This window comes from Rhizobium sp. MHM7A (assembly GCF_005862215.1).
GTDB lineage: Bacteria > Pseudomonadota > Alphaproteobacteria > Rhizobiales > Rhizobiaceae > Rhizobium > Rhizobium bangladeshense.
Map to the genome: position 1 here is coordinate 1 of NZ_VCHT01000050.1, position 4,094 is coordinate 4,094.

At 54.8% G+C, this 4,094-nt stretch carries 2 protein-coding genes and 3 pseudogenes; all 5 read right to left on the bottom strand.

Translation table 11 applies throughout. The annotated features are described in order from the left end of the window. Positions 1 to 103: 103 nt before the first annotated feature. Positions 104 to 232 (bottom strand): annotated as a pseudogene (locus tag FFR93_RS40130) (IS110 family transposase); the annotation flags it as partial. Between the two features lie 541 nt (positions 233 to 773). Beyond that, a pseudogene (locus FFR93_RS40135) lies at positions 774 to 1,522 on the bottom strand (IS5 family transposase); the annotation flags it as partial. Positions 1,523 to 1,553: 31 nt separating this feature from the next. Further along, the gene (locus FFR93_RS40140) at positions 1,554 to 2,276 is read right to left on the bottom strand and encodes a response regulator (protein WP_138397201.1); all 723 of its coding nucleotides are present in this window, start codon (positions 2,274 to 2,276) and stop codon (positions 1,554 to 1,556) included. 193 nt (positions 2,277 to 2,469) lie between these two features. Beyond that, a complete protein-coding gene (locus FFR93_RS40145) occupies positions 2,470 to 3,366 on the bottom strand; it encodes an ATP-binding protein (protein ID WP_246661437.1) in 897 nt (298 codons plus the stop codon). A gap of 56 nt (positions 3,367 to 3,422) precedes the next feature. Beyond that, positions 3,423 to 3,562 (bottom strand): annotated as a pseudogene (locus FFR93_RS40150) (IS3 family transposase); the annotation flags it as partial. Between the last annotated feature and the right edge of the window lie 532 nt (positions 3,563 to 4,094).

Genomic DNA, 4,094 nt, shown 5'->3' on the forward strand with positions numbered 1-4,094 from the left:
GGCGATCGGCGTTGTGTTTGTACGGCATGGCACTCGGATCAAGCTGATTGCGATCCTGTTTGCCTATCGCCGAACCGTTCAGAAACTATTCATGCACCAAAGCCTTGAAGAATCCAACGACATCGTCCCGGCGAAGCCCGCGGCGGCACACGATCGCGCCAGCACCATTGACTCCGTGAACCTGAAATACCTGCTTAGCGATATCCAGACCAATTGTGGTAACCTTCTCCATGGACGCCTCTCCTGATGTGGCTTCGACTGCCACACTTTGGCATATTGCGATGCCGGGAGCGGAGGCCGTCCACCACATCAGGTCAAGATATCTGCGGATGGCGTCTTTCGCTGGCCTTTCATCCGTTAAGTTTACGATGCCAACGATACCTGCATATTGTGAGACGGGTCACCCGGTCCCCAGGCGAACATTTAGTCTAGACTAGCGAGCGCAATTCAGTGCCGTAGAGACACTACCGCTCCTTGGTAATAGCTATGCGAAGAATTCCCAAATCAACAATAACTTGAATGTAATCGGGATCCTCTATAATCTCGATACCGACCATGACTCCGGTAATCCAATGGGTATCAAAAAACACTTTTGCTTCTCCAAGTATTTTTAGTCACACTTTGCACCGGTCGCCGGAGGCGACGGTTGCAGCAGTATCCACTGCGACGTCCACGGATGTATCCCTGCTTGCGCCATGTCTGAATCAGCGGCAGCGCCTGGCGTTGGTGCACGGATGTGGAACTGAACGGATGGGGATCTTTGAAACGGCTGACTATGGTGTGGCTGCCTTGCGGCGGACGGCTTTCGGGTGTGCGCAACCAAGCATGCGGTTGAGGACGGCGCAGCCGGTGGCGACTTCGGTCTGCTGACCAGGCAGCGACCTGGCCCGCAGACGCCGCCCGATGATGGACTTGTATTGCCCGATGCCGTCTCAAGCAGCGAGTGTTTGCCGTAGCCGTTAGAGACCTGCCATTTCATCCGGCCGTCACTGTTGATTGCGGCGATATGCCGGTTCCGTTGGCCGGGAGGTCTATCGTCGCTTGGCTCGACCGCGTTAGCGCGAGGCGGAATGACGATAGCCGCCGCCGCGCTATGATCGATGACTGCGTCGTATGTAGGTTTTCCATCATAAGCACCGTCGGCTGTGAACTGTCCGATCGGACCGCCAATCTGGTCGAGGAGTGGCGCAACTTGAGAGACATCGCCAGCATCCTGATCCGTCAGGGTATGGGCAACGATCTCGCCGCTGGCGGCATCCAGTGCCAGATGCCGCTTTCGCCAACCTCGGTGGGATCTGGCGCCATGCTTCTCCTCCAGCCACTGGCCCGCGCCGTAAACCTGCCGGCCGGTGCTGTCCACCAGAGCATGCAACGGTCCAGCAGGTGGAACCTGATTTCCGTGCCGCTTCTCGGCAGATCGCCATGCGTGCGCCCGACGGCTCAGCGTGGTGTGATCGGGGACGGCAAGCGCTAAGCCCATCAATTGCAGCACCGATTCCACCAAGCCTTCTGCCTGGCTCAGAACGCTACGTTCCGTGCACCAACCACAGGCCCTAATCTCTCTCGACAGGAAGTGCGAATACATAGCCGCGTCCTCGCTGGGTTAATATCATTCGTGGCGAGCTCGCATCCAATTCGAGTTTTTTTCGGAGCCGCAAGATCTGAACATCAACGCTCCGGTCAAAAATGTCTTCATGAACCCGAGTTGATTGTAGCAGATGCTCGCGAGCCAACGGAATCTGAGGTTTATCTAAGAAGGCCACGAGCAACGCGTGTTCGACTTTAGTCAGCCGAACCGCCTCGCCTCTCGGATTATGGAGCTCGCGAGACTTGGCGCGAAGTTTCCAGCCACCAAACCGGTAGGTAACCCCAACTCGCTTCCGACGGCTATAGTCGCTCTCTTGGCGCCTAAGCACGGCGTTTATCCGAGCTAGAAGTTCTCGAAGGCCGAAGGGCTTTGCAACGTAGTCGTCAGCGCCAAAATCGAGCCCTTTGATGCGATCGATCTCTTCCTTGCGCTGCCCGCTGGCAATAATTATCGGCACGTCAGATCGTTCGCGAAGTTCCCGTAGTACTTGAAGCCCGTCTTCAGAACCGAGCACAAGATCCAAGAGAATCAGATCAGGTGTTCTAGCCTCGACAAACCGGAGCAGTCCTCGTCCGGTTGCCGAAGAAAGGACTTTCATACCCTTCTCCCGAAGATAGTCAGATACCATAGCAACCACGTGGGTGTCATCATCTACAATCACAATCGTTGGCGCAGCCTGAATGGACATTGTAGCAAATCCTTCTAAAGTTCACTCTCGGATGACATCACCTGATGGATAGGTGGGTTTTGGCAGAATTGGAGCGGCGTCTGCAGTCCGAGTGGCTGTCGCGGTGTCACCGATAGCTAGACAGCTGGATCTTCGTGACGTTCCGCGATCTTGCCATCCGGTCGTTCCCGTACCCTGCCGCGCAGGGCCCCTTTTAATTTCGTTTTTGCGTCGAGTGTCGGCCTCTGCCGACGCTCTTTTCAGACCTCCGCAGCGAGCAGGTGCTGCAAGGTAAGAACAATTCAAAAATAGTGCCTTTGCCCAAACTGCTGTGAACGTCGATGGCACCACCCCAGGACCCGACGGCACGCTGCACCAAGGCCAGTCCCAATCCTGAGCCGCCCTCCCTCGATTTTGTCGTAAAAAATGGATCGAAAATACGTTCTAAGAACGAAGGGGAGATGCCAGGACCTGTGTCAGAGACACTCAACCGCGCATATTCGCCGCGCTCTAGCCGTCCACTAGACAAGTCGCGCGCAGAGATCTGTTCAACATTGCGAAGGTTAACTGTAACTGTCCCGCCTGCCTTCATAGCTTCGCCAGCGTTCTTGCAGAGATTAATCACAACCTGTTGTAGGGTAATCTCTCTCCCGTCTAGCCAGACCGCGCGATTGGGAAGATTGGTTTGAATCCGACAAGAAGACGGAATGCATAAATGCAGGTCTGGGAGGATCTCTCTGATGGCCGCTGCGGCGTCGAAGCTACTGAATCCCTCATCCCCCATGTCTGACATCAGGATCCGTTCAACGGCGCGTTTTGCTCGATCACAAGCGTCACGAATTCGCTCGACGTACATGCGCGAGGACGATCCCGATCTCAACGCGTCTGCGGCCATCTCTGCATAGCCGATAATCGGCGTTAGAAGATTGTTAAACTCGTGGACCAGAAGCCCCGCGAGTACATGCCCGTCTGCGAATGCCTCTGCCGCCGCCGTGATGTCGGCTTGCGCTCGCTTTGAAGAGAAGTGTGGTCTCGATGAGATGTTCTTCACCTTTGCCTCTCCGCCATCATTGATCCGGTGACCTGCGACTGAACTATCATCCAGCAGCAACTTGAGCCCCGGCGGTTTTGAATACGCCAAGTCGCGCGGTGTGAGCTACCGTTTGACAGGATCGGCGCACGCGTGCCGACAGCATGCAGCGGGCTTCACGTTTGCCGACAGAAAGACCTTTCTCGCGATGGATCCGGTGGACGCGATTGGTACTGTACGGCTCTCCATCCCAACGAAGTAGGATGAACAGACGCCGTATTTGGCTTTCCGTTTGTAAAACATAGCTTCTGAAATTTCGTGCTTGCGGCAGAGATCGGCCATCTGGCTCCGGCTTCTTGCTTTTTCAGCGACGATGAGAGCCCCCCGAGGGGTCTGCGACGGACGTCTCTGAAAAACAATAATTGATCTGAGGTGTCCGTAGTTCGTCCCGACTTGCTTCCTTGTCCACTCTCTTCAGTGGGGGCATCAAACTGGTCGTGAAGCATACACAGACTCTCCTCCCTACCTGACGTGTAGCACGTCAATGGCACCATCCTGAAAAGGTATTGGAATTATAATATAAAATATATGGTGTAGCTCCTCTGTCATCGGTGAATGAAACTGATTTTCACTATTTGAAATTGCGTATCACCAATATATCTTCAAATATACATGTCCCTCATCTTGTGTCAGATCAAACACCCTGCGAGCCTTGGCAAAGGATACTTGGGGGGGCGATGTCACGTTGTTTCATGGACGCCTGAACAAGGCGCTTGTTTGTGACGTCAGGCAGTTGCGCCGGTCACGGC